This window comes from Ignavibacteriota bacterium, from assembly GCA_016708125.1.
Taxonomy (GTDB): domain Bacteria; phylum Bacteroidota; class Ignavibacteria; order Ignavibacteriales; family Melioribacteraceae.
The window spans coordinates 2,399,680-2,421,249 of record JADJGF010000001.1; the positions used below are offsets into that span (position 1 = coordinate 2,399,680).

Sequence of the window (21,570 nt, forward strand, 5' to 3'; positions counted from 1 at the left end):
GAATTGTGAAAAATACAAATAGCAAAAAATAAAAATCAAACAAACATTAAACAAAAAAGATAAAACACAAAAACACTTTCTTGAGTTATTTGCATTTTGTCTTTTGAAATATCACGATTTATATTTTATAAACTTTTAACCTTTTCGAATTCTTTTTTTGTGTGTCTGGTAATTACTTGATGCGGTAAACTTGTAATATTTATAAAACCTTCAGCATCTTTATGATTAAATGTATCTTCTTCAGTGTAAGTTGCCAATTCTTGATTATACAAACTATTTTCCGAAATTCTTGCAAGAATTTTTATTGTTCCTTTATAAAGTTCTAAAGTTACATCTCCGCTTACTCTTTCTTGAACTTTATCGAAAAATGCTGTTAGCGATTCAAATAAAGGTGTGAACCAAAATCCGTCATAAATTAAATTTGCATAAGTGTTTGATGCATTTTGTTTATATCTGAATGTATCTTTATCCAAAGTGAGTTTTTCTAATTGTCTGTGAGCTTCATGTAAAATAATTGCTCCGGGTGCTTCGTAAACTTCTCTTGATTTAATTCCAACAACTCTATTTTCAATAATATCTAATCTTCCAATTCCATGTTTTCCTCCAATATCATTCAATGTGCTAACCAATTGAGCTCCGGGCATTTCAACGCCATCTAACTTAACCGGAATTCCTTTTTCAAAAGTAATTTTAATAATTTCAGATTTTTGCGGTGCATCTTTCGGATTTGTAGTTATTTGATATGCATCTTCCGGCGGGGCTTCAGCAGTATCTTCTAAGATTCCGCACTCGGTTGCAATTCCCCAAATGTTTTCATCAATAGAATATAATTTTTGAAGATTTGCAGAAATGGGGATATTATTTTCCTTCGCATAAATTATTTCTTCTTCTCTGCTTTTAAATTCCCAAGTTCTTAACGGTGCAAGAATTTGAATACTAGGATCCAAAGTTTTCATTCCAACTTCAAATCTAACTTGATCATTTCCTTTGCCGGTACAGCCGTGAGCAATCATGTTTGCATTTTCTTTTTGTGCAATTTCAACCATAAGCTTGGCTAATAAAGGGCGACCGATAGCTGTTGCAAGCGGATATTCTCCTTCGTAAAGTGCTCCGCCTTTCAAAGCTTTAAAAGCATATTCTTCAATAAATTCTTTTTGCAAATTAACTACGTATGCTTTTGAAGCTCCGGTGCTTAATGCCTTTTCTTCAATATTAACTATTTCAGATTTTTGTCCTAAATTTCCGGTAACTGTAATGATTTCAGCATTGTACTTTTTACTTAACCATTTTACCATTACACTTGTGTCTAATCCTCCGGAATAAGCCACAACTATTTTGTTGTTTTGCATCTTATTTATACCTCATTTTTTATAATTATCTGTAATTAAATTCTTTAGGATTTCAAGAATTTTTTCAATGTTGGCAACTTTATTTGGAATAATTAAAACCGTATCATCGCCTCCGATTGTTCCTAAAATTTCTTCTCTGTTCAAACGATCAATATAATGAGCAACTCCTTGGGCTCTTCCAGCAAGGGTTCTAAGAACTATCATTGATTCATTCTGAGCAATATTTAAAATTTCCAATCCCACAAGTTTGGCAATTTCTTTGCCGTAATCTGTACTGCTTAAAATATATTGAACGCCCAAATTTGTAAAAGTTCTTATTACGCCTAAATCAGCAAAGTCTCTGCTCAATGTTGCTTGGGTGATTGTAACTCCTTCGTTACCAAGAAGTTTTAGAATTTGTTCTTGATTAGATATAATTCTCTCAGTAAGAATTCTTTTAATTTTGTTTTGTCTAACTAATTTTGATGACATAATTCTTCACTTTGGTTTGTTATTAAATTATCAATTATTAATACCTCCATAAATTTATTAACAAATTGATCAATATGTAACTCTTCAATAATAAATGGCGGAAGAATTCTTAAAACATTATTTCCGGCAGTTCCTACAACAATTTTATGATCCATTAGTTTTACTGCAATATTTTTTGCATCAACAGACTCAATAAATTCAATACCAATCATTAATCCAACTACTCTAATTTCTTTTATAATAGGTATATTTTTTTGATTTAATTTATCTGAAAATAATTTTCCAAGTTTTTGATTATTCTGTAAAACCTCATCAGTAATTAAATCTGCAACTTTATTTGCAACTGAAATTGAAATTGGATTTCCTCCGAATGTTGAACCGTGGCTTCCCGGAGTAATTGCTTCTGCCACTTTATTATTACAAATTACAGCACCGAGTGGAAGTCCGTTTGAAATTCCTTTCGCAAGCGTTACAATATCCGGAATAATATTACTGTGCTGATAAGCAAAGTATTTTCCGGTTCTTCCATTTCCAGTTTGGATTTCATCAATAATCATTAGAATATTTTTTTCATCACAAATATTTCTAACTTCACTCAAATAATTTTCAGAGGGAATTAAAATACCGTTTTCACCTTGAATTGGTTCAAGCATTACGGCTATTGTAGTTTCGTCAATTGCATTTTTTATTGATTCAGAATCATTAAATGGAACGCTAACAAATCCCGGAGTTAATGGATGAAATCCTTCCCAAAGTTTTTCTTGAGCAGAAGCAGATAAACTTCCGTAAGTTCTTCCGTGAAAACTTCCCTTTGCAGAAATTATTGTTGATTTTCCATTGCCGAATTTTCTTGCAAATTTAATGGCGGCTTCATTCGCTTCGGTTCCGGAATTGCAGAAAAATACTTTGTCTAATCCGGATTTCTCGCAAAGTTTTTTAGCTAATTCTTCTTGCGGAGTTGAAGTAAATAAATTTGAAACATGCCAAAGATTATCAATTTGTGTGATTGCAGCATTTATTAATTTTTTGTTTTTGTGTCCAAATCCGGTTACTGCAATTCCACTTAAAAAATCTAAATATTTATTTCCTTCCTTATCAAATAAATAAACTCCGTCTCCTTTAATAAATTCAACGGGATTTCTTTTATAAGTATTTACTTGATAACTTTTATTTACCGAATTAGTTGACAATCCAAGTCCCTTTTACGTGATTATTATTTATTTCATTGCCTATCCAAATATTGCTCACACCGTTTGATAATAAATTCAAACAAGAATTAATTTTTGGAATCATTCCGTTATTAATTTCACCGGTTGAAATTCCGTTTTTAAGTTCATTAGCGGAAAGAGAATTTTGATATTTTCCGTTTAGGATTACGCCTTCAATATCGGAAACAAAAAATACAGAATCAGCTTTAAGTAATTTTGCAATTGCACCGGCGAATAAATCTGCATTAACATTCATTAAATTGCCATCTTTGTCTCTGCAAATACTTGAGAAAACCGGAAGCACTTCGTCTTTCAATAAATCTTTAATCCATTTTGCATCATCAAGATTTGAAATTGGGTTTCCGACAAATCCCAATTTATCATTTACATATTCTGCGATAAATGAATCCATATCAATTCCATTTAAACCAATTGCTTTGATTCTATGTTTGTGTAAATATGCTGTTAGTTTACTGTTTATTAATCCGCCTTGAACCGCCGCGGTAATTTCCATAGTTTCTTTGCAAGTAATTCTTTGTCCTTCAAAAAAATCAGATTTTATTCCCATTTTTTCAGCCCATTCGGTTATTAATTTTCCGCCGCCGTGAATTAAAATAACCGAAGAATATTTTTGTTGTAAATTTTTAATAAGATTTACACCAGCCATTGTTGATGTAAATTCTTCTAAATATTTACCGCTGATTTTTACAATTGCTAAATTCATAATATTTCTCTTAAGTTCTGTAGTGAGCGTTAATTTTAATATATTGTTCGGAGTAATCGCAAGTCCACCAAGTTGTGTTTGCGTTACCATCATTTAAATCAAGAGTAATTGTAATTTCTTTATTCTCTAAAATTTTTGCAGCTTCTTTTTCAACATCATTGATTTTATAATTTGGCGACATTAAAACTAAATCATCAAAGTAAAGTGTAACTTTTTCCGGTTGAATATTTGCACCGGAACTACTTGCTGCAGAAATAACTCTTCCCCAATTTGGATCACCGCCATTTATTGCAGTTTTAACAAGAGGAGAATTTGCAATAGCTTTCGCAATTATATTTGCATCTTTATCTGTTGGCGCATTTGTAATATTTAGTGTAATAAATTTTGTTGCGCCTTCACCATCTGCAACAATTGATTTAGCCATTTTAATTGATAAATCTTTTAGTGCTGAAACAAATATTTGATAATCTTCGGAATTTTCTAAAACCTCAACATTGCTCAATCCGTTTGCCAATAATAAAACCATATCGTTTGTACTTGTTTCGCCATCGACAGAAATTTTGTTATAAGAATCATTTACGGATTCCGTTAAAGCAGATTGCAATAATGATTTCGAAATTTTTGCATCAGTTGTAACAAATCCCAACATAGTTGCCATATTCGGCATAATCATTCCGCTGCCTTTTGCAATTCCGCCAATTATAATTTCACCTTTGGAAAGTTCAACTTTTACGGCAAAATTTTTCTTTGACAAATCTGTTGTCATAATTGCTTCTGCGGCAAGTAATCCGCCATCATCATTTAAATTTTCTTTTAATTGTGGAAGTGAATTTTTAATTGTATCAACATTAAGTTTTAAACCAATTACTCCGGTTGAGCTTACCAAAACTTCATTTTGATTAATTCCTAAAATTTCCGCACAACTTTTTTGAACTGCCAACGCATCTAAATGTCCGTCAACTCCGGTGCATGCATTTGCGTTTCCGGAATTACAAATAATTGCTTTAACCGTTGAATTATTATCTGTAATATTTTTCGAAATTGTTACCGGTGCCGCAGCAGCTTTATTCAATGTGTAAACTCCGGCAGATATTGCGGGGACTTCAGAATAAATTAACGCTAAATCTTTATTCTTCTTTTTTAATCCGCAATGAATTCCGGATGCTTGAAATCCTTTTGCAGAAGTGACAGATCCATTTTCAATATAAGTTATTTTGGTTTCCACTTCGGTAATTGTTGAGTTAGACATTTTCAAATTCTTCCTTAAAACTTTTTATTCCCAATGATTCTTTCCAGCCGAAAATTTTATTCATATTTTGAACAGCTTGACCGGAAGCTCCTTTAATTAAATTATCGATTGCGGCTGTAACAATTATTTTACTTTTTGCAACTTTAACATTTATATCGCAATAATTTGTACCAATAACCCATTTTAATTCGGGAGGTGAATTTCTCAATCTTACAAATTCCTTTTGCTGATATTGATTTGTAAAAATTTCATCAATTTCATTTTGCTGAATTTTTGAATTAAGATGAAAAATTGTAGTTGAATAAATTCCGCTGAAAACCGGAAGCAAATGTGTTGTTAAAGAATATTCAATATTGGAATTATATTTTTTCAATTCTTGTTCAATTTCAACTTCATGTCTGTGAGTTCCAACATTATAAGCTTTAACGCTGTTGTAATTTTCTGCAAAGAGCAAATCGGTAGAAGCCTTTTTTCCCGCTCCGCTTAATCCGGAGTAAGAAACCGTTGAAATACTTTGAATATTATTTCCATAATTTTTAACTATTGGAATTGATGAAAGCAAAGCGGCAGTTGGGTAACATCCGGGATTTGCAATTAAATTTGTTGAATAATTTGCAAAAATATCTGCCAGACCATAAATTTTTGAATTCAATAATTCCGAAGAAGTGTGTTCCAATCCGTAAGTTTGTTGAAATAAATCCGCATTATCTAATCTAAAATCTGCACCAAGATCAATAACTTTTTTATTTGCATCAATTAAACTTGGAATGTATTTGAAAGATTCTCCGTGCGGCAAAGCGAAAAAATAAACATCATGGGATAAATCTAAATTCTCAATACTTTTTATAATTTGATTATCAACTTCACCAACAAAATCCGGAAAAATATCATGAATTGTTTGCGATGCACTTTTATTTGCATAAATATAAAACTCACCAACATTTGGATGCTGGCTGCAAAACTTTACAATATATTTTCCCGTGTAACCGGAACCACCAATGATACCGACCGAAATCATTTCTTCCCTTTTAAAATTTTTTGAATTAATTAAATTGACGATATGTAAAATTATTCCCCCTAAATGGGGCGCGGCGGTGTTACACGTAGACTTTCAAATCTTGAAAGAAAGTTAACTTTTGCGGTATGATATTTTGTAAAATTCATGTAGGAAATATTCGAAAAAAAATATTATCTAATCAAGAAAAAATTGTGTAAAAATTCATCTCTAACATCATTAGTATGTTATTTATGCAATAAGGCGTAACAATATTCATAAATATTATTTTGTTATTGTTTTTCATTTGGGATTATTTCAAAAAAAAACAATAATTCTATAATCTTAATAGAATCATTTTAATAATTTGCATTTTCTTAACATTTCTTTGGGTTTGGTTTTTAATTTTATAAAGCTAATTATTTTTTTGTAACTGCTAAAATTTCACATAAACTTTTAATAAAATCAAATAATGTTTAACTTTGAAAAAAATATAAGTTATTTTTAATGTTATAATAAATTTCTTGAAGTTTATTTTGTAATTGTAAATTGAAGAAAGTAGAAAATTTATTTGAAAAAAAATAATTCATTCACAATAAAAGGAAAAGCTATGAAATCAAAACTGTTTATTCTCCTTGCAACAATTTTAACAATTGTATTAGTTAATCCGGTTTATTCACAATTGAATAAACCAGGTTTAGGCGGAGGTGTTAGTTATGGCGGAACAATTGGACAAACCGATTTTTCGAATCGTGAAAACGCACATCATATTGGAAGAGCATTTTTAAGATATGGTTTATCAAAATATTTTGGATCTGAATTGGGTATTGGCGTTGCAAAAGTATCAGGCTCTGATTATCAAACTGTTGTTCATCCGCTTGAATTAAGATTATTACTTTTTCCATATTCTGATGATAATTTCGATTATTTTATTTATGGCGGTGCCGGATACATGCATTATGAACTTGAACACATACCAGACGTTGCAACACAAGGCGAAGATTTAGATGGCTGGATGGGCGTTGTTCCGGTTGGTCTTGGTTTACAATTCAGACTATTAAAAAATGTAGCTTTTGAAACAACAGCCGGTTATTATTTTGGATTAAAAGATAATTTAGAAGCAGTAGTAAGCAAAGATAATAACGATGGATTTTTCACATTTACACTTGGTTTAACCGTAACTGCAGGAGATCCAAATAGTGATATTGATGGAGATGGATTAACTGACGAACAAGAAGAAGAACTTGGTACAAATCCGGAAATTGCAGATTCAGATGGTGATGGTTTATCAGATGGTGTTGAATTTCTTAAAACCAAAACCGATCCCAAAGCTGCTGATTCTGATGGCGATGGCTTAAGTGATGGTGATGAAGTAAATAATTATAAAACTGATCCAAACAAAGCTGATACTGATGGTGACGGTTTAAAAGATTCAGATGAAATTAATGTTCATAAAACTGATCCATTAAAAGCTGATACAGATGGTGATGGCTTAAATGATTCTGATGAATTATTAAAATATAAAACTAATCCAACTAAAGCTGATACTGATTCTGATGATTTAAAAGATGGTGAAGAAGTTACCAAACATAAAACCGATCCGTTAAAAGCAGATACGGATGGAGATGGATTATCTGACGGAGATGAAGTTATAAAACATAAATCAAATCCATTTAAAAAAGATACAGATGACGGAACTGTTGATGATAATGCAGAAGTAAAAAGAGGAACAAATCCGCTAAATCCGGATGATGATGTTGTAAAAGTTGGTGTTGCAATGGTTTTAGAAGGAATTACTTTTGAAACCGGCAAAGCAACAATTACTCCTGAATCTGAATCTACGTTGCAAAAAGCTTTAAAAACTTTAACAACTTATCCGGATATTTCCGTTGAAGTTAGCGGTCATACAGATAATGTAGGAAATTCAAAAAGTAATCAAAAATTATCTCAACAAAGAGCAGATGCTGTAAAAGATTGGTTAATAAGTAATGGTATTAATGCTGAAAGATTAACAGCAGTTGGTTACGGTTCTGCAAAACCAATTGTTGCAAATGATACAAAAGAAAATAAAGCTAAAAATAGAAGAATAGAATTTGCAAGAACGAAATAAGTAAATAGAATTCTTTAAAAAGGATGCAGAAATTGCATCCTTTTTTTATATAAAAATTATTCCCACTTCATATTTTTCATATAATCATAAGATTTAGAAATTAAATCTTCCAAAACTTTAAAATCGATATCTTCTTCTTTTTTAACATATAAACAACTTTTACCGGTTTTTACTTTTCCAAGTTTTTCTAAAATTTTTCCATATTGTGAAACATCATAAGTTAAATATAAAGTTAAATTTTGTTTCCGCGGAGAAAACCCAACCAAACACATATCTCCTTCATGTCCCGTTTTGTATTTATAATGATACGAGCCAAAACCAACAATACTCGTTCCCCACATTTTGGGTTCTTCCTTTGTAACTTTTTTCATTAAGTCAAGAACTTTTAATGAGAGATTTTTTTTATTATAATCTTCAATTTTATTTATAAAATTTTCAACATTGGCATCATTAAGTTTTGTTTTTAATTCGTACATAAAATTTCCTTTCTTTTTTCTGAAACGAATCAATTATGAAGTTTGTACAAATATTAGTTTAAATTAAATTTGAAAACCAATTAGAATTTTACACGTCTATTCTGAAGTTAAAAATAGGAATTAAAATGAAAAAAGAAATTAAAAATGTGAAATTATTGAATCGAATTTCTAGAGAAGTAAAGAGTTTATTTCTTACAGCATTTGTCTTTATTTTCGTTACCTCAGCATTAATTGAAGGCTCAATTGTACCAACTCCTTCAATGGAAAAGACAATTTTGGTGGGTGATAGATTATTTATAAATAAATTTATTTTTGGCGCATCAACTCCAAGTTATATTCCATTTACAAATATTGAACTTCCGCACTTTAGATTTCCGACTTTGCGAGAACCAAAAAGAAATGAAATAATTGTGTTTAGATTTCCCGGAGACCAAACTCAATTAGTTGATGATAAAGTTGAATTTTGGGTTAAAAGATGTTTAGCATTACCAGGTGATACTTTGGAAATTAGAAACAAATTGGTTTTTGTAAATGGAAAACAATCACCAATTCCTTCAAATATACTATATCAAAATCAATCAATTCAGAAATTAGGAATTAAGAATTCTAGAATTTTTCCACCTTCAAAAAATTGGAATGAAGATAATTATGGTCCGATTATAATTCCTAAAAATGGTGATAAAATAAATTTAACTTTGGAAAATATTTACGATTGGAAAATGATTATAAATAGAGAATTTGGAAGTGAAGTTGTTCAAATAAATAACGGAAAAATTTTTATTAATGGAATTAATTCAAATGAATATACTTTGAAAAATGATTATTATTTTATGATGGGAGATAATAGAGATAACAGTTTAGATAGCAGATTTTGGGGATTTGTACCGAGAGAAAATATTGTGGGAACTCCAATGATTATTTTCTGGTCGTGGGATTCCGATATACCATTTTATCAGCCATTGAAATTATTAAGTTCAATAAGATTTGATAGAATTGCAAAATTAGTTGAATAACAATTTTTAATAATTTGAGATAAATCCAATCATTGCTTCCAGTAACGGTTGGATTAAATCTTCATTCAATATTAAATCTTTGCTGTGTAAAGTTCCGCTTCCTTTTGCGCCAACTTGCAAATATAAACTTGGAACTTGCAATCCGTAAAACGCAAAATCATCAGCTCCCATCGAGGGTTTAGCATCGAGTACTAATTTATCAGCGCTTCCGGAAATTTTCATAAATTCAATAAATTTTTTTGTCAAAGCAGAATCATTAATTGTTGCGGGACAATTTGTTGGAAAATTTATTTCAATTTTTATTTTGTAAAGTTCGGCAAATGATTTTGTAAATGAATTCATTAATGAAATACACTTGTTTAAAACTTCATTATTATGCGTGCGTAAGGTACCTTTTAATAAAATTTGTTGCGGAATAATATTGTGAGTAGAACCACCGGAAATTGTTCCGAATGCAAAAGCTACAGTTTCTCTCGAATCAATATTTTGCTGAATATAACTTTGAATTTGTGTTATGTAATAAGCCGAAGCGTTAATTAAATCAATAGTTTCTGAAGGTTTGGAAGTGTGCCCGCCCGGACCCAAAAATTCAATTTTAATAGAAGTTGATGAAGCTTGAACCGGTCCATCAACAATATTAAATTTTCCCACTTCCAACATTGGATCGACATGAATTGCAAAAACGGATTTAACATTTTCCAAAATATTTTCTTTAACAACAAGCTCAGCACCGCCGGGAGCTGCTTCTTCTGCCGGTTGAAAAATTACACGCAGTTTATGTTGTAGTACATTTTTATTTTCACTAAAATATTTTAGTAAACCCAAACCAATTGCAGTATGAAAATCATGACCGCAAGCGTGCATCACTCCGGAAATTTCTGAACAAATTTCGTGAGATGAATCTTCAGTAATCGGCAATGCATCAATATCAGAACGGAATGCAATAATTTCGCCTTCTCCAATATCGCAGTAACCACCGGTTTCTAAATTGCAAAATCTATTAAATCTTAATCCCCATGAATTTAATTTTTCATCAATTAATTTTGTTGTGTTAAATTCTTTAAAAGATAATTCGGGATTTATATGAAGCTGTCTTCTTATTTCAATTATTTCTGGTAAAATATTTTCCAATGTTTTCATTTTAATTTTCTGTAATAAGTTTATTCAATTTTATTTTTGATGGATAATTTTTACTAAAATAAATTCTTTGCGTTGCTTTATGAAAATCACTTTCATCGGCATTGTAAATATCTATAAACTTTTGCGGATTTCTATCAAACAGCGGAAACCAACTGCTTTGTATTTGCACCATAATTTTATGACCCTTCTTAAAAGTATGACAAACATCATTTAAATTAATTTTCACTTTCGTAATTTCATTTGGAATAAACGGTTCGGTGAATTCCAAACTATTTCGATATTTTCCTCTAAGTATTTCACTGCGAACCAACATTTGATATCCGCCCATTTCAATTTCAGTATCACCAATTTTTATATCTTTTGTAGAATCCGGAAATACGTCGATTACTTTTACAATCCAATCGGAATCAGTACCGGAAGTAGAAACAAAAAGCTCAGCTTCAATTGGTCCGATAATACTAAAATCATTTTGCAATATTTCGGTTTCATAAACCAAAACATCTTGTCGTGTAGAAACAAAGCGCTGATCTTCGTTTAAATATTCTTTATAATAATAATCTTTCGCATCAATAAATTTAGAAGAATACGGAACGGGTTTTTTCGGATCACTTATATATTCATCAAAAATAATTTCGGAATTTTGAGGATAAGAAAATGTAATTGCATTTTCGGAGTTTAAGTAAAGATTTTTTTCTTCAATATTTTTAGGCGGATATAGATCAAATTTATTCCAAATATTTTTTCCGGTTTCAAAAATATATGCTTCTGCCAAATTTAATTGTCCTTCATTCTTTAAATAATAATTAAAAAAAGGAAGTTCAATACTATCAACGTAAAATTTGCTGGTATTTGAATTAAAATTTATATCACCAAATTTATTCCCATCAGTTCGCGTCCAACCGCCGTGTGGCCAAGGACCTAACACTAAACTATTATTTATGTTAGAATTTCTTATTTCAATTGATTGATAGGTATTTATTGCACCGAAAAGGTCTTCTCCATCAAACCAGCCGCCGACAGTAAGAATTGCCGGTTTAATATTTTTGAAATGAGGAAGTGTATTTTTTTCTTGCCAATAAAAATCATAATTTGGATGAGAAATAACGCTATCCCAAAAAGCAATATTATTTTTGAAATATAATTTGTTTATGTTTTTTAACGAACCTAATTTTAAGAAAAAGTTGTATGCATCTGGTGAATTAAAATTTACTCCATCCGGCCAAATTTTTGTTAAATCATTTCTTGCAACTCCAAATTGATTGAAAAAATTAAAAGTCATAGTTAAAGTTAAAGCTCCGTAATGATGCATATCATCTGCAACAAACCAATCGGCAATTGGTGCTTGCGGAGAAACAGCTTTTAAATTTGGATGAGCATCTATTGCTGCCATCGTTGCATAAAATCCGGGATAAGAAATTCCCCAAACTCCTACATTACCGTTATTGTTTTCTACATTATTTATAAGCCATTCAATTGTATCATAAGCATCGGAACTTTCATCAACTTGCGAATTATTTATTTTATTCGGAATGTATGGGCGCATATCAATAAAATTTCCTTCCGACATAAATCTACCGCGGACATCTTGAATTACAATTATGTAATTATTTTTTATAAAGTGAAGAAAAGTATTTAAGCTTCGTGAAAAGTAATTATTTTCACCATATGGCTGACAGCTATACGGCGTGCGCCAAATAATTATAGGCTGTTTTTCAGATTTATTTTTTGGCAAATAAATTGCGGTAAATAAATTTATTCCATCTCTCATTTTAATTGTGATTTCTTGTTTATCGTAATTTTGCGCAAAGAAAAGTGAATCATCATTTATTGAAAATGTAGAATTGCTTGAAATTATTGAAAGAAAAATTGATAATACAAAAATTGTTTTTTGAGGATAAATTTTCATTACGTTTCCAAAGATGTAAATAAGTTGGTACGAAAATATGGTTATTATTTTTTTATTTCAATTTTTAATTAATGAGAAATGTATTATGAAATGAAAAAATCCCCAACTCTTAATGAATTGGGGAATATGAAGAAATTATTTTTGAAGAACCATCATTTTAGATTGCGAGAAAATTCCGGATTGCAATTTGTAAATATAAACTCCAGAAGAAACTTTTTTATTCTCAAAATTTTCACCATTCCAATTAACAGAGTAATTTCCTTGTGAAAGATTTTCATTTAACAAAGTTTTTACCAATTGACCGAGGGAATTAAAAATATCAATTCGTACGTTTTCGTTTTTCGCAATGCTGAAATTTATATTTGTAGAAGGATTAAACGGATTCGGATAATTATTTTCCAATTTAAATTGAGTAAAATTATTTTGATTTTGAGTTGAAGTAGTTTCATTCCATCCGGAAAGTTTTGCCCAAAGCCACCAAGCTGCATAAGCTTTTTGATTTCCATTTAAAGCTTGCGAATGTGCAGCTGAACAATTGTACCAATCAACATTTTCTATATGGGAATTTTGCCATTCGATTGCCCAATTTGCATTTTGGGTACCGTTTCCATCGCTGTCATAATCACAATTATCATTTGGATATTTATCACCAAAATAATTTCCATCGGGATCGTAACTTTCAATATCGGCAAAATCAAAAAGAATTTTATTATTTGTAATGCAATAATTTCTGATTTGTTCATTTCGTAAATGTAAATTTCCTTCCAAACCTGAGCCGTCGAGATGTCCAGTCATATAAACAAATTTTACATTCGGGAAATCACTTTCAAGTTGTGTCATCAAATTTAAGTAAGTATTTATATCTACTTCAGAAGCCGAACTTGCTTGTCCGCACCAAGACCACATCACAACATTTACATTAGAATTTTGAGAATTGTTTAGATAAGTTCTTGTTCGTTCTGCCCAAGTTGTACGATCTGGATTTCCCAAATCTCCATCTACAAAATAATCATCAATATCCAAAAAACCTTCATCAGTTCCATCGTGAAAATTAAATAAACCATTTCCATTCATAAATTCATCTAAATTTTCCATTCCGGAAATTATTTGGCTTCCGTGAGATGTGTGTCCATATGCAACATGCAATTTATTTTTTGCTTCAATGATTGCTGATTCCGGAATTTGATTAATATCTGTGCAATTGTGATTTGCTATAATTCCTTGAGCGAAAAAATAATTTGTTAATGTTAAGAAAAGTGCAAAAAATTTAAGTAAAGAATTCTTCATCAAAGCCTCAACTTTATTTTTCATTATTTATTGCAAAAATTAAACCAAACTAAAAACTCATTTGAATTGATAAATTTCAGTTGATATAATATTAGTATGTAAAAATTACTTGTAGAAATTATCGATTTATGAAATTTATTATGAGAAACTAATAATCAATATGGGAAATTTAAATTGTTATGAAATGAGAAATATTTTAATATTATTATCAGTGAAAAAAATATCCATATTTTTGTAAATAACATCTAAGGAATTTAAAATGAAAAAGCATCAATTAATAATTTCATTTTTATTATTGTTTTTTTATAACATAAACGCACAATCACTTCCAAAATTTATTGCAGACAGTTTGGATAATTACATAGAAAGGGGAACGCAAAATTGGGAAATTCCCGGAGTTGCGGTTTTAATTGTAAAAGATGGAAAAATAGTTTTCGAAAAAGGTTACGGTGTAACTGAATTAGGAACACAAAATAAAGTTGATAAAAATACTTTGTTCATGATTGGATCAAACACTAAAGCCTTTACCGGATCTGCTTTGGCTTTGCTTGAACACGAACAAAAATTAAAACTTGATGATAAGGTAATTAAATATCTTCCGGATTTTAAAATGAAAGACAGCTGGATAAATAATGAACTAAATTTGCAAGATATTGTTTCTCACAGAATGGGAATGGAAACATTTCAAGGTGATTTTATCTATTGGACTTCAGATTTGTCAAGCGATGAAGTTATAGAGAAATTTGGATTGCTAACACCAAAATATAATTTTAGAACAAAATATGGTTATACCAATGCCGGTTATGCAATTGCCGGAAAAGTGATAGAAAAAATTTCAAATCAAACTTGGGGAGAATTTTTAAAAAACAAAACTTTCAAACCATTAGAAATGGAAAATACAGTTGCATATTCTCAAGAATTTATAAATTGTACGAATATTGCAAAACCTCATTCATTTGTAAATAATAAAATGAGTTTATTGGATTTACAAAACATTGATAATCTTGCTCCGGCCGGAAGTATCGGATCATCAATAAATGATATGAGTCATTGGGTACTTGCTCAGCTTGATAGCGGAAAATTTAACGGAGAAAAAATAATTCCTTTTTCTGTTATTCAAAAAACAAGACAGCCATTAACAATTGAGCGAAGAGTTAAACATCCTTATAATAAAACTCATTATTCTTTATATGGAATGGGCTGGGGATTGCAAGATTATGAAGGAAGAGAAATTATTTCTCACACCGGCGGAGTAAACGGATTTTTAACTTCTGTAACATTAATGCCGGAGGAAAAACTTGGAATTGTTGTACTAACCAACAACGACCAAAATGCTCTATTTTATTCTTTGCGTTGGGAAATTCTTGATGCATTTTTAAATCTTCCATACAGAAATTATGATTCAACTTATTATGCCGAAGAATTGAAGGATAGAAACAAAATGCGAATAAGATTAAAAGAAATTCAAGATTCTGTAAAAATGAATATTAAATCGGAAATTGGTTTATCGGATTTTGAAGGTAAGTATGAAAATGAAGTTTATGGTTTTGGAGAGTTAACAAAAAATGAAAATTCATTAGAACTAAAATTAGAACACCATTCTAAATTAATTGGAAAGTTAGAATATATTGGAAACAATAGATTTTTCTGTACGTATTCAGATCCAACATACGGAAAAAAAGTTTTTCAGTTTTATGTAAAAGAGGGAAAAGTAATTTCATTTGATTTATATGTTGATAATTTTGTTGATTATCAACCTTATAATTTTGTAAAAATTATTGAATAGTCATATAATTTTTTTGATGAATAAATAATTTTACATTTTATAAAATTGGTCTCAGCCATTTTTCTATTTCTTCAATAGAAACATTTTTCCTTTTTGCATAATCTTCAACTTGATCTTGAAGAATATTTCCCACAGAAAAATATTTTGCTTCGGGATTTGCAAAATATAATCCGCAAATAGAAGCCGGCGGATTCATAGCTAAATTTTCTGTCAATGAAATTCCAATATTTTTTTCTACATCTAACAAATTAAATAAAGTAATTTTTTCAGTATGATCAGGTTGAGCCGGATATCCCGGCGCTGGACGAATTCCAGTATATTTTTCTTTAATTAAATCATCCTTTGATATTTCTTCATTTTTTGCGTAACCCCAAATTTCTTTTCTAACTTTTTGATGCAATAATTCCGCATAAGCTTCAGCTAATCGATCAGCTAAAGCTTTTACCATAATTGCATTATAATCATCGTGATCTTTTTCAAATTTCTCGACTAATTCTTTTGAGCCAATTCCGGCAGTATCTGCAAACAATCCAATATAATCTTTAATGTTAGAACTTTGCGGTGCAATAAAATCAGATAGTGCTAAATTTGGAAATTTATTTTGTTTATCATTTTGCTGTCGTAAAGTATGAAAAGTCGAAATTACTTTGTTACTATTTTCATTTTCGAATAATAAAATATCATCTTCAAAACTATTTGCTGAAAAGATTTTACATATACTTTTTACGGTCAATAATTTTTCTGAAATAATTATATCCAATAATTTATTTGCATCATCAAAAAGTTTTTTTGCTTCATTTCCATATTTTTCATTTTCAAAAATTGACGGATATTTTCCTTTCAATTCCCAAGTAATAAAGAATGGTGTCCAATCAATATATTCTCTTAATTGCTCTAATGGAAAATTTTGCTCGATTATTAAATCAAAATTATTTGGTTTTGTTATTTCAATTTCATTCCAATTCAATTCTAATTTATTTTTTCTTGCTTCATCAAGACTAATTAAATTTTGGGTATTGTGTTTTCTTGAATGATTCTCGCGAATTAAATTATATTGATCAGAAATATTTTGAGTGAAAATATCTTTACTATTTTGATTTAATAATTTTCCTGCAACTGCAACAGCTTTCGATGCATCCAAAACATGAATTACCGGTCCAGAATAATTTTCATCAATTTTTACAGAAGTATGAACTTTAGAAGTTGTTGCTCCGCCAATTAATAGCGGCAAATTAAATTTTTCTCTTTCTAATTCTTTTGCTACGTGAATCATTTCATCAAGCGAAGGAGTTATCAATCCACTTAATCCAATAATATCAACATTTTCATCTTTCGCTTTGGAAATAATATGTTCGGAAGGAACCATAACGCCAAGATCAATAATATCATAATTGTTGCAGCTTAGTACAACTCCCACAATATTTTTACCGATATCGTGAACATCTCCTTTTACGGTTGCAAGTAAAATCTTTCCGGCTTTTTTAATTTCACCGGTTGACCTTTGTTCCTCTTCAATAAACGGAATTAAATATGCGACTGCTTTTTTCATAACTCGTGCACTTTTTACTACTTGTGGTAAAAACATTTTCCCCGAGCCAAATAAATCACCAACTTTGTTCATTCCGTTCATCATCGGACCTTCAATAATATCAAGAGGCGATTTGAATTTTTTACGAGCTTCTTCAATATCTGACTCAATAAAATTGTCTATTCCTTTGATTAAAGAATGTTCCAATCGACTTTCAATATTAGCGTTTCGCCATTCATCAACTTTAATTTCAGTTTTATTTTTTTGCTGAATTGATTGAGCAAACTCAATTAATATTTCTGTTGAATTATCATTTCTGTTTAAAATTACGTCTTCTACTAATTTCAGTAAGTCTTTTGGAATTTCTTCATAAATTTCTAATTGTCCGGCATTTACAATTCCCATATCCATTCCGGCTTTAATTGCATGATACAAAAATGCCGAATGCATGGCTTCACGAACTGTATCATTCCCTCGAAATGAAAAAGATAAATTGCTAACTCCACCGGAAACTTTTGCAAAAGGAAGATTTTGTTTAATCCATTTTGTTGCCTCAATAAAATCAACTGCGTAATTATTATGTTCTTTAATTCCGGTTGCAATTGCAAAAATATTTGGATCAAAAATTATATCTTCCGGCGGGAAATTAATTTCTTCGGTTAAGATTTTATAAGCACGTTCACATATCTCAATTTTTCGTTCGTAAGAATCAGCTTGACCTTTTTCATTAAAAGCCATAACAATTACCGCCGATCTGTAATTTAAAACTTTTCTTGCATGATCTTTAAAAATTTCTTCGCCTTCTTTCATACTTATGGAATTTACAATTCCTTTTCCTTGCAAACATTTTAAACCGGCTTCAATTACACTCCATTTTGAAGAATCTAACATAATCGGAACTTTAGCAATATCCGGTTCTGATGCAATTAAATTAAGGAATTTTGTGATTGCATTTTCCGCATCAATCATTGCGTCATCCATATTTATATCAATAACTTGGGCACCATTTTCTACTTGATCACGAGCTACAGATAATGCTTCCGAATATTTTTCTTCTTTAATTAATCTTGCAAATTTTTTAGAGCCCATAACATTTGTGCGTTCGCCAATATTTATAAAGTTTGAATCGGGTCTTACAACTAAAGGCTCTAATCCGCTTAATGAAAGAAGTTTACTTTTCTCTTTTGGAATTCGCGGTTTGAATTGTTTTGATATTTCCGTAAAAGCTTTAATGTGTTCGGGAGTTGTTCCGCAGCAGCCGCCGACAATATTGAAGTTTCCGTATTTCGCATATTCCGAAAGCACTTTGTACATTTGATTTGGTGTTTCATCATAATTTCCAAATTCATTCGGTAATCCGGCATTTGGATAAATGCTTACAAAACAACTTGCAAGATCAGATATTTCTTGAATAAACGGACGCATTTGAGTTGGACCTAATGAACAATTTAACCCAACACTTAATAAATTTGGTGTGTGAGAAATTGAGTGCCAAAAAGCTTCAAATGTTTGTCCGGAAAGTGTTCTGCCGCTTTGATCAACAATAGTTCCGGAAATCATTATTGGCAAATTAATTTTCTTTTCTTGAAAATATTGTTGAGCAGCAAAAAGTGCAGACTTTGCGTTCAATGTATCTGTAATTGTTTCAATCAAAATAATATCAACACCGCCATCAACCAATCCACGAATTTGATCATAATATGAATTTTTCATTTCATCAAAAGTTAAAGCTCTTGCTCCGGGATCTTCAACTTTGGATGACATTGAAAGAGTTTTGTTAGTTGGACCAATAGAACCAGCAACAAATCTGGGTTTAGCTGAATTTTGTTTTGTAAATTCTTCTGCAATTTCTTTCGCAATTTTTGCTGATTGAAAATTAATATCATAAACAAATTTTTCCATTCCATAATCAGCTTGAGAAATTGAAGTTGCATTAAATGTATTTGTTTCAATAATATCAGCACCAGCTTCAAGATAAAGTTTATGAATTTCTTTAATAATATTTGGCTGAGTTATGGAAAGTAAATCATTATCACCACGCAAAGTTTTTGGATGATTTTTAAATTGTTCACCTCGAAAATCTGATTCGGTAAATTTGTATCTCTGAATCAAACTTCCCATTGCGCCATCAAGAATTAGAATTCGTTTTTCTAAAATTTGTTTTATTGTTTGGAATTTATTTATAAACATTTTATTTACCATTTGAAGTATTTTCTGAAATATTTTTTGCAAGTAAAATTGCTTTTTGCAGCTTATCAATTAAAATATTTTTTGAAGGTAATTTTGTTAAATATTCGGCAACTTTTATTTGTTTATTATTATCCAGAAGTAAATATTTTATTTGTTCCGTAGATTTTTCACTGCACAAAATTAAACCAATTGGCTGGTTTTCATCTTCCTTCTTTTCATTTTTCTCAAGCCAGCGTAAATAAAGTTCCATTTGACCTTTATAAGCGGCTTTAAACTTTCCTAATTTTAAATCAATTACAACTAAACATTTTAGTGTTCTATGATAAAAAAGCAGATCAATATAAAAATCTTCATTATCGATTATTATTCTTTTTTGACGAGCAAGAAACGCAAAATCAGTTCCCAATTCCGTAATGAAATTTTGCAGATTTAATAATATTGCCGATTCAAGATCTTTTTCACTAAATGAATTGTGGAGACCTAAAAAATCCAAAATATAAGGATCTCTAAAGGCTAAATCTGGTGTAATTTGATTTTCATTTTTTAGTTTTTGTAAATCATTAATTATTGTTTCTTCAGGTTTTTTGCTTATTGCTGTTCTTTCGAATAATAGACTTTCTACTTTATCTTGTAAAGTTCTTACACTCCATTTTTCATGAACACACATTTGGATATAAAACTCACGTTTAATTTTGTCTTCTATATAAATAATATTTCTGATATGAGTCCATGTTAATTGTCTACTCAGTGAGTAGACAAATTCCAAAGAATTATATAATTCACTGAACTTAATAAAGTTGTGAAGATTTTGCTTGCTAAATCCCTTTCCATAATAATTTGTAAGTTTTTCACTTAAATCTAAAACAATGTTCTTACCATAATCAGCCCGCTTACTTAACAAAATATCTTCATTAATTTTTTTCCCAATATTCCAGTATAAAATTGTAAGCTCACTATTGATATTAATAGCTGCTTGTTTTCTAGAGTTTTCAATTAACTCAACAATTGAACTAAGTAAAGTTATATTTTGTTTTTTTGAGATCGCCATTAAAAACAGCTCGAAGAAATTATATTATCGATTTATTTATTCATATTTTACATCTAAATATAATATAACTAATTTTGAAAGTAATTATTTTGAACAAAAATTAAAGAGGTTAAAATGATAATAGTTACCGGCGGAGCTGGCTTTATTGGGAGCGCAATTGTTTGGAAATTAAACAAAATTGGAATTGATGATATTATAATTGTTGATCATCTTGGTGAAAGTGAAAAATGGAAAAATTTAGTTGGATTAAAATATTTAGATATTTTTCATAAAGATGAATTTCTTGAAATTATAAATGATGATTCTTTGGGTTACAAAGTTGATACGATTTTTCATCTTGGAGCTTGCTCTGCAACAACAGAAAAAGATGCAGATTATTTACTTTACAATAATTTTAAGTATACAAAAACTTTAGCTGAATATTGTTTGGAAAATGAAGCAAAGTTTATTTATGCTTCAAGTGCGGCAACATACGGAAACGGAGAAAATGGTTATGATGATAAAGAAGAAAATTTAAATTCTTTGAAGCCGTTAAATATGTATGGATACTCAAAACATATGTTTGATTTGTGGGCACAGAAAATGAAAGTTGCTGATAAAATTGTTGGATTAAAATATTTTAATGTTTTTGGTCCAAATGAATTTCACAAAGGTGATATGAGAAGCATTGTGCATAAGGCTTTTGGTCAAATACAAGAAACGGGAAAAGTGAAATTGTTTAAATCTTATAATCCAAATTATGAAGACGGAAAACAAATGCGAGATTTTATTTACATAAAAGATGCGGTTGATATGACTTTACATTTTTTCGAAAATAAAAATGTTAATGGTTTATTCAATGTTGGAACTGGAATTGCACGAACTTGGATTGATTTAGTTTCTTCAATATTTATTGCAATGGATTTAAAACCCAATATTGAAATTATTGATATGCCGGAAATTTTACGTGGAAAATATCAATATTTTACAGAAGCAAAAATAGATAAAATTAGAAACGCTGGATTCAAAAATGAAATTACTTCTTTGGAAAAATCAGTGGAAGATTATGTGAAAGAATACCTTAAAAAAGAAAAACATTTGGCTAGTTAAAA

General features: G+C 29.9%; 16 protein-coding genes. 4 read left to right on the top strand and 12 right to left on the bottom strand.

The genetic code is table 11. The features are described from left to right. Nucleotides 1-125: 125 nt before the first annotated feature. Genes IPH62_10515 through IPH62_10540 form a run of 6 tightly spaced genes read right to left on the bottom strand, consistent with a single transcriptional unit; the run spans nt 126 to nt 6,019 of the window. Entirely contained in the window at nt 126-1,349 is a 1,224-nt protein-coding gene (locus IPH62_10515; protein MBK7105705.1) for an argininosuccinate synthase, read from the bottom strand. Nucleotides 1,350-1,361: 12 nt separating this feature from the next. Beyond that, nucleotides 1,362-1,820, bottom strand: a complete 459-nt coding sequence (locus IPH62_10520) for an arginine repressor (GenBank protein ID MBK7105706.1) — start codon at nt 1,818-1,820, stop codon at nt 1,362-1,364. Further along, nucleotides 1,805-3,010: an aspartate aminotransferase family protein gene (locus IPH62_10525; GenBank protein ID MBK7105707.1), complete on the bottom strand. Its 1,206-nt coding sequence runs from the start codon at nt 3,008-3,010 to the stop codon at nt 1,805-1,807. The genes IPH62_10520 and IPH62_10525 overlap by 16 nt, the downstream gene beginning before the upstream one ends. Then, nucleotides 3,000-3,752: an acetylglutamate kinase gene (gene argB / locus IPH62_10530; protein MBK7105708.1), complete on the bottom strand. Its 753-nt coding sequence runs from the start codon at nt 3,750-3,752 to the stop codon at nt 3,000-3,002. The genes IPH62_10525 and argB overlap by 11 nt, the downstream gene beginning before the upstream one ends. Nucleotides 3,753-3,762: 10 nt before the next feature. Beyond that, the gene (gene argJ / locus IPH62_10535) at nt 3,763-5,001 is read right to left on the bottom strand and encodes a bifunctional glutamate N-acetyltransferase/amino-acid acetyltransferase ArgJ (protein ID MBK7105709.1); all 1,239 of its coding nucleotides are present in this window, start codon (nt 4,999-5,001) and stop codon (nt 3,763-3,765) included. After that, entirely contained in the window at nt 4,994-6,019 is a 1,026-nt protein-coding gene (locus IPH62_10540; GenBank protein MBK7105710.1) for an N-acetyl-gamma-glutamyl-phosphate reductase, read from the bottom strand. Before IPH62_10540 ends, argJ begins: the two co-directional genes overlap by 8 nt. Before the next feature lie 586 nt (nt 6,020-6,605). On the opposite strand from IPH62_10540, the gene IPH62_10545 reads away from it, so the two are divergent. Continuing rightward, on the top strand, nt 6,606-8,105 hold the full coding sequence (locus tag IPH62_10545; protein ID MBK7105711.1) for an OmpA family protein: 1,500 nt from the start codon (nt 6,606-6,608) through the stop codon (nt 8,103-8,105). 56 nt (nt 8,106-8,161) lie between these two features. On the opposite strand, the gene IPH62_10550 is transcribed toward IPH62_10545, so the two are convergent. Continuing rightward, complete coding sequence (locus IPH62_10550) at nt 8,162-8,581, bottom strand: DUF1801 domain-containing protein (protein ID MBK7105712.1); 420 nt, start codon at nt 8,579-8,581, stop codon at nt 8,162-8,164. A gap of 125 nt (nt 8,582-8,706) precedes the next feature. Between IPH62_10550 and lepB the strand changes: the two genes are divergently transcribed. Continuing rightward, nucleotides 8,707-9,594, top strand: coding sequence for a signal peptidase I (lepB, locus tag IPH62_10555; protein ID MBK7105713.1), 888 nt, complete (start codon nt 8,707-8,709; stop codon nt 9,592-9,594). 6 nt (nt 9,595-9,600) lie between these two features. Here the strand turns inward: lepB and IPH62_10560 are convergent, their stop codons facing one another. The 3 genes from IPH62_10560 to IPH62_10570 form a co-directional block, all read right to left on the bottom strand. Further along, a complete protein-coding gene (locus tag IPH62_10560; protein MBK7105714.1) occupies nt 9,601-10,734 on the bottom strand; it encodes an amidohydrolase in 1,134 nt (377 codons plus the stop codon). 1 nt (nt 10,735) lies between these two features. Continuing rightward, a complete protein-coding gene (locus IPH62_10565; GenBank protein MBK7105715.1) occupies nt 10,736-12,640 on the bottom strand; it encodes a CocE/NonD family hydrolase in 1,905 nt (634 codons plus the stop codon). Between the two features lie 135 nt (nt 12,641-12,775). Continuing rightward, the gene (locus IPH62_10570; GenBank protein ID MBK7105716.1) at nt 12,776-13,951 is read right to left on the bottom strand and encodes a T9SS type A sorting domain-containing protein; all 1,176 of its coding nucleotides are present in this window, start codon (nt 13,949-13,951) and stop codon (nt 12,776-12,778) included. Nucleotides 13,952-14,186: 235 nt separating this feature from the next. On the opposite strand from IPH62_10570, the gene IPH62_10575 reads away from it, so the two are divergent. Further along, a complete protein-coding gene (locus IPH62_10575) occupies nt 14,187-15,713 on the top strand; it encodes a serine hydrolase (GenBank protein ID MBK7105717.1) in 1,527 nt (508 codons plus the stop codon). Between the two features lie 37 nt (nt 15,714-15,750). Here IPH62_10575 and metH read toward each other — a convergent pair whose 3' ends face one another. Together metH and IPH62_10585 are read right to left on the bottom strand one after the other, a co-directional pair. After that, nucleotides 15,751-19,443: a methionine synthase gene (metH, locus tag IPH62_10580; protein ID MBK7105718.1), complete on the bottom strand. Its 3,693-nt coding sequence runs from the start codon at nt 19,441-19,443 to the stop codon at nt 15,751-15,753. Next, complete coding sequence (locus IPH62_10585) at nt 19,433-20,479, bottom strand: DUF1016 family protein (protein ID MBK7105719.1); 1,047 nt, start codon at nt 20,477-20,479, stop codon at nt 19,433-19,435. The genes metH and IPH62_10585 overlap by 11 nt, the downstream gene beginning before the upstream one ends. A gap of 114 nt (nt 20,480-20,593) precedes the next feature. On the opposite strand from IPH62_10585, the gene rfaD reads away from it, so the two are divergent. Next, nucleotides 20,594-21,568 (top strand): ADP-glyceromanno-heptose 6-epimerase, encoded by a 975-nt coding sequence (gene rfaD / locus IPH62_10590; GenBank protein MBK7105720.1) that lies wholly within the window; start codon nt 20,594-20,596, stop codon nt 21,566-21,568. The last annotated feature ends 2 nt before the right edge of the window (nt 21,569-21,570 follow it).

Bases quoted from the DNA above. Each gene is read 5' to 3' on its own strand.
- IPH62_10515 (MBK7105705.1), bottom strand. From the start codon at position 1,349: ATGCAAAACAACAAAATAGTTGTGGCTTATTCCGGAGGATTAGACACA.
- IPH62_10520 (MBK7105706.1), bottom strand. From the start codon at position 1,820: ATGTCATCAAAATTAGTTAGACAAAACAAAATTAAAAGAATTCTTACT.
- argB (MBK7105708.1), bottom strand. From the start codon at position 3,752: ATGAATTTAGCAATTGTAAAAATCAGCGGTAAATATTTAGAAGAATTT.
- argJ (MBK7105709.1), bottom strand. From the start codon at position 5,001: ATGTCTAACTCAACAATTACCGAAGTGGAAACCAAAATAACTTATATT.
- IPH62_10540 (MBK7105710.1), bottom strand. From the start codon at position 6,019: ATGATTTCGGTCGGTATCATTGGTGGTTCCGGTTACACGGGAAAATAT.
- IPH62_10545 (MBK7105711.1), top strand. From the start codon at position 6,606: ATGAAATCAAAACTGTTTATTCTCCTTGCAACAATTTTAACAATTGTA.
- IPH62_10550 (MBK7105712.1), bottom strand. From the start codon at position 8,581: ATGTACGAATTAAAAACAAAACTTAATGATGCCAATGTTGAAAATTTT.
- lepB (MBK7105713.1), top strand. From the start codon at position 8,707: ATGAAAAAAGAAATTAAAAATGTGAAATTATTGAATCGAATTTCTAGA.
- IPH62_10560 (MBK7105714.1), bottom strand. From the start codon at position 10,734: ATGAAAACATTGGAAAATATTTTACCAGAAATAATTGAAATAAGAAGA.
- IPH62_10565 (MBK7105715.1), bottom strand. From the start codon at position 12,640: ATGAAAATTTATCCTCAAAAAACAATTTTTGTATTATCAATTTTTCTT.
- IPH62_10570 (MBK7105716.1), bottom strand. From the start codon at position 13,951: ATGAAAAATAAAGTTGAGGCTTTGATGAAGAATTCTTTACTTAAATTT.
- IPH62_10575 (MBK7105717.1), top strand. From the start codon at position 14,187: ATGAAAAAGCATCAATTAATAATTTCATTTTTATTATTGTTTTTTTAT.
- metH (MBK7105718.1), bottom strand. From the start codon at position 19,443: ATGGTAAATAAAATGTTTATAAATAAATTCCAAACAATAAAACAAATT.
- IPH62_10585 (MBK7105719.1), bottom strand. From the start codon at position 20,479: ATGGCGATCTCAAAAAAACAAAATATAACTTTACTTAGTTCAATTGTT.
- rfaD (MBK7105720.1), top strand. From the start codon at position 20,594: ATGATAATAGTTACCGGCGGAGCTGGCTTTATTGGGAGCGCAATTGTT.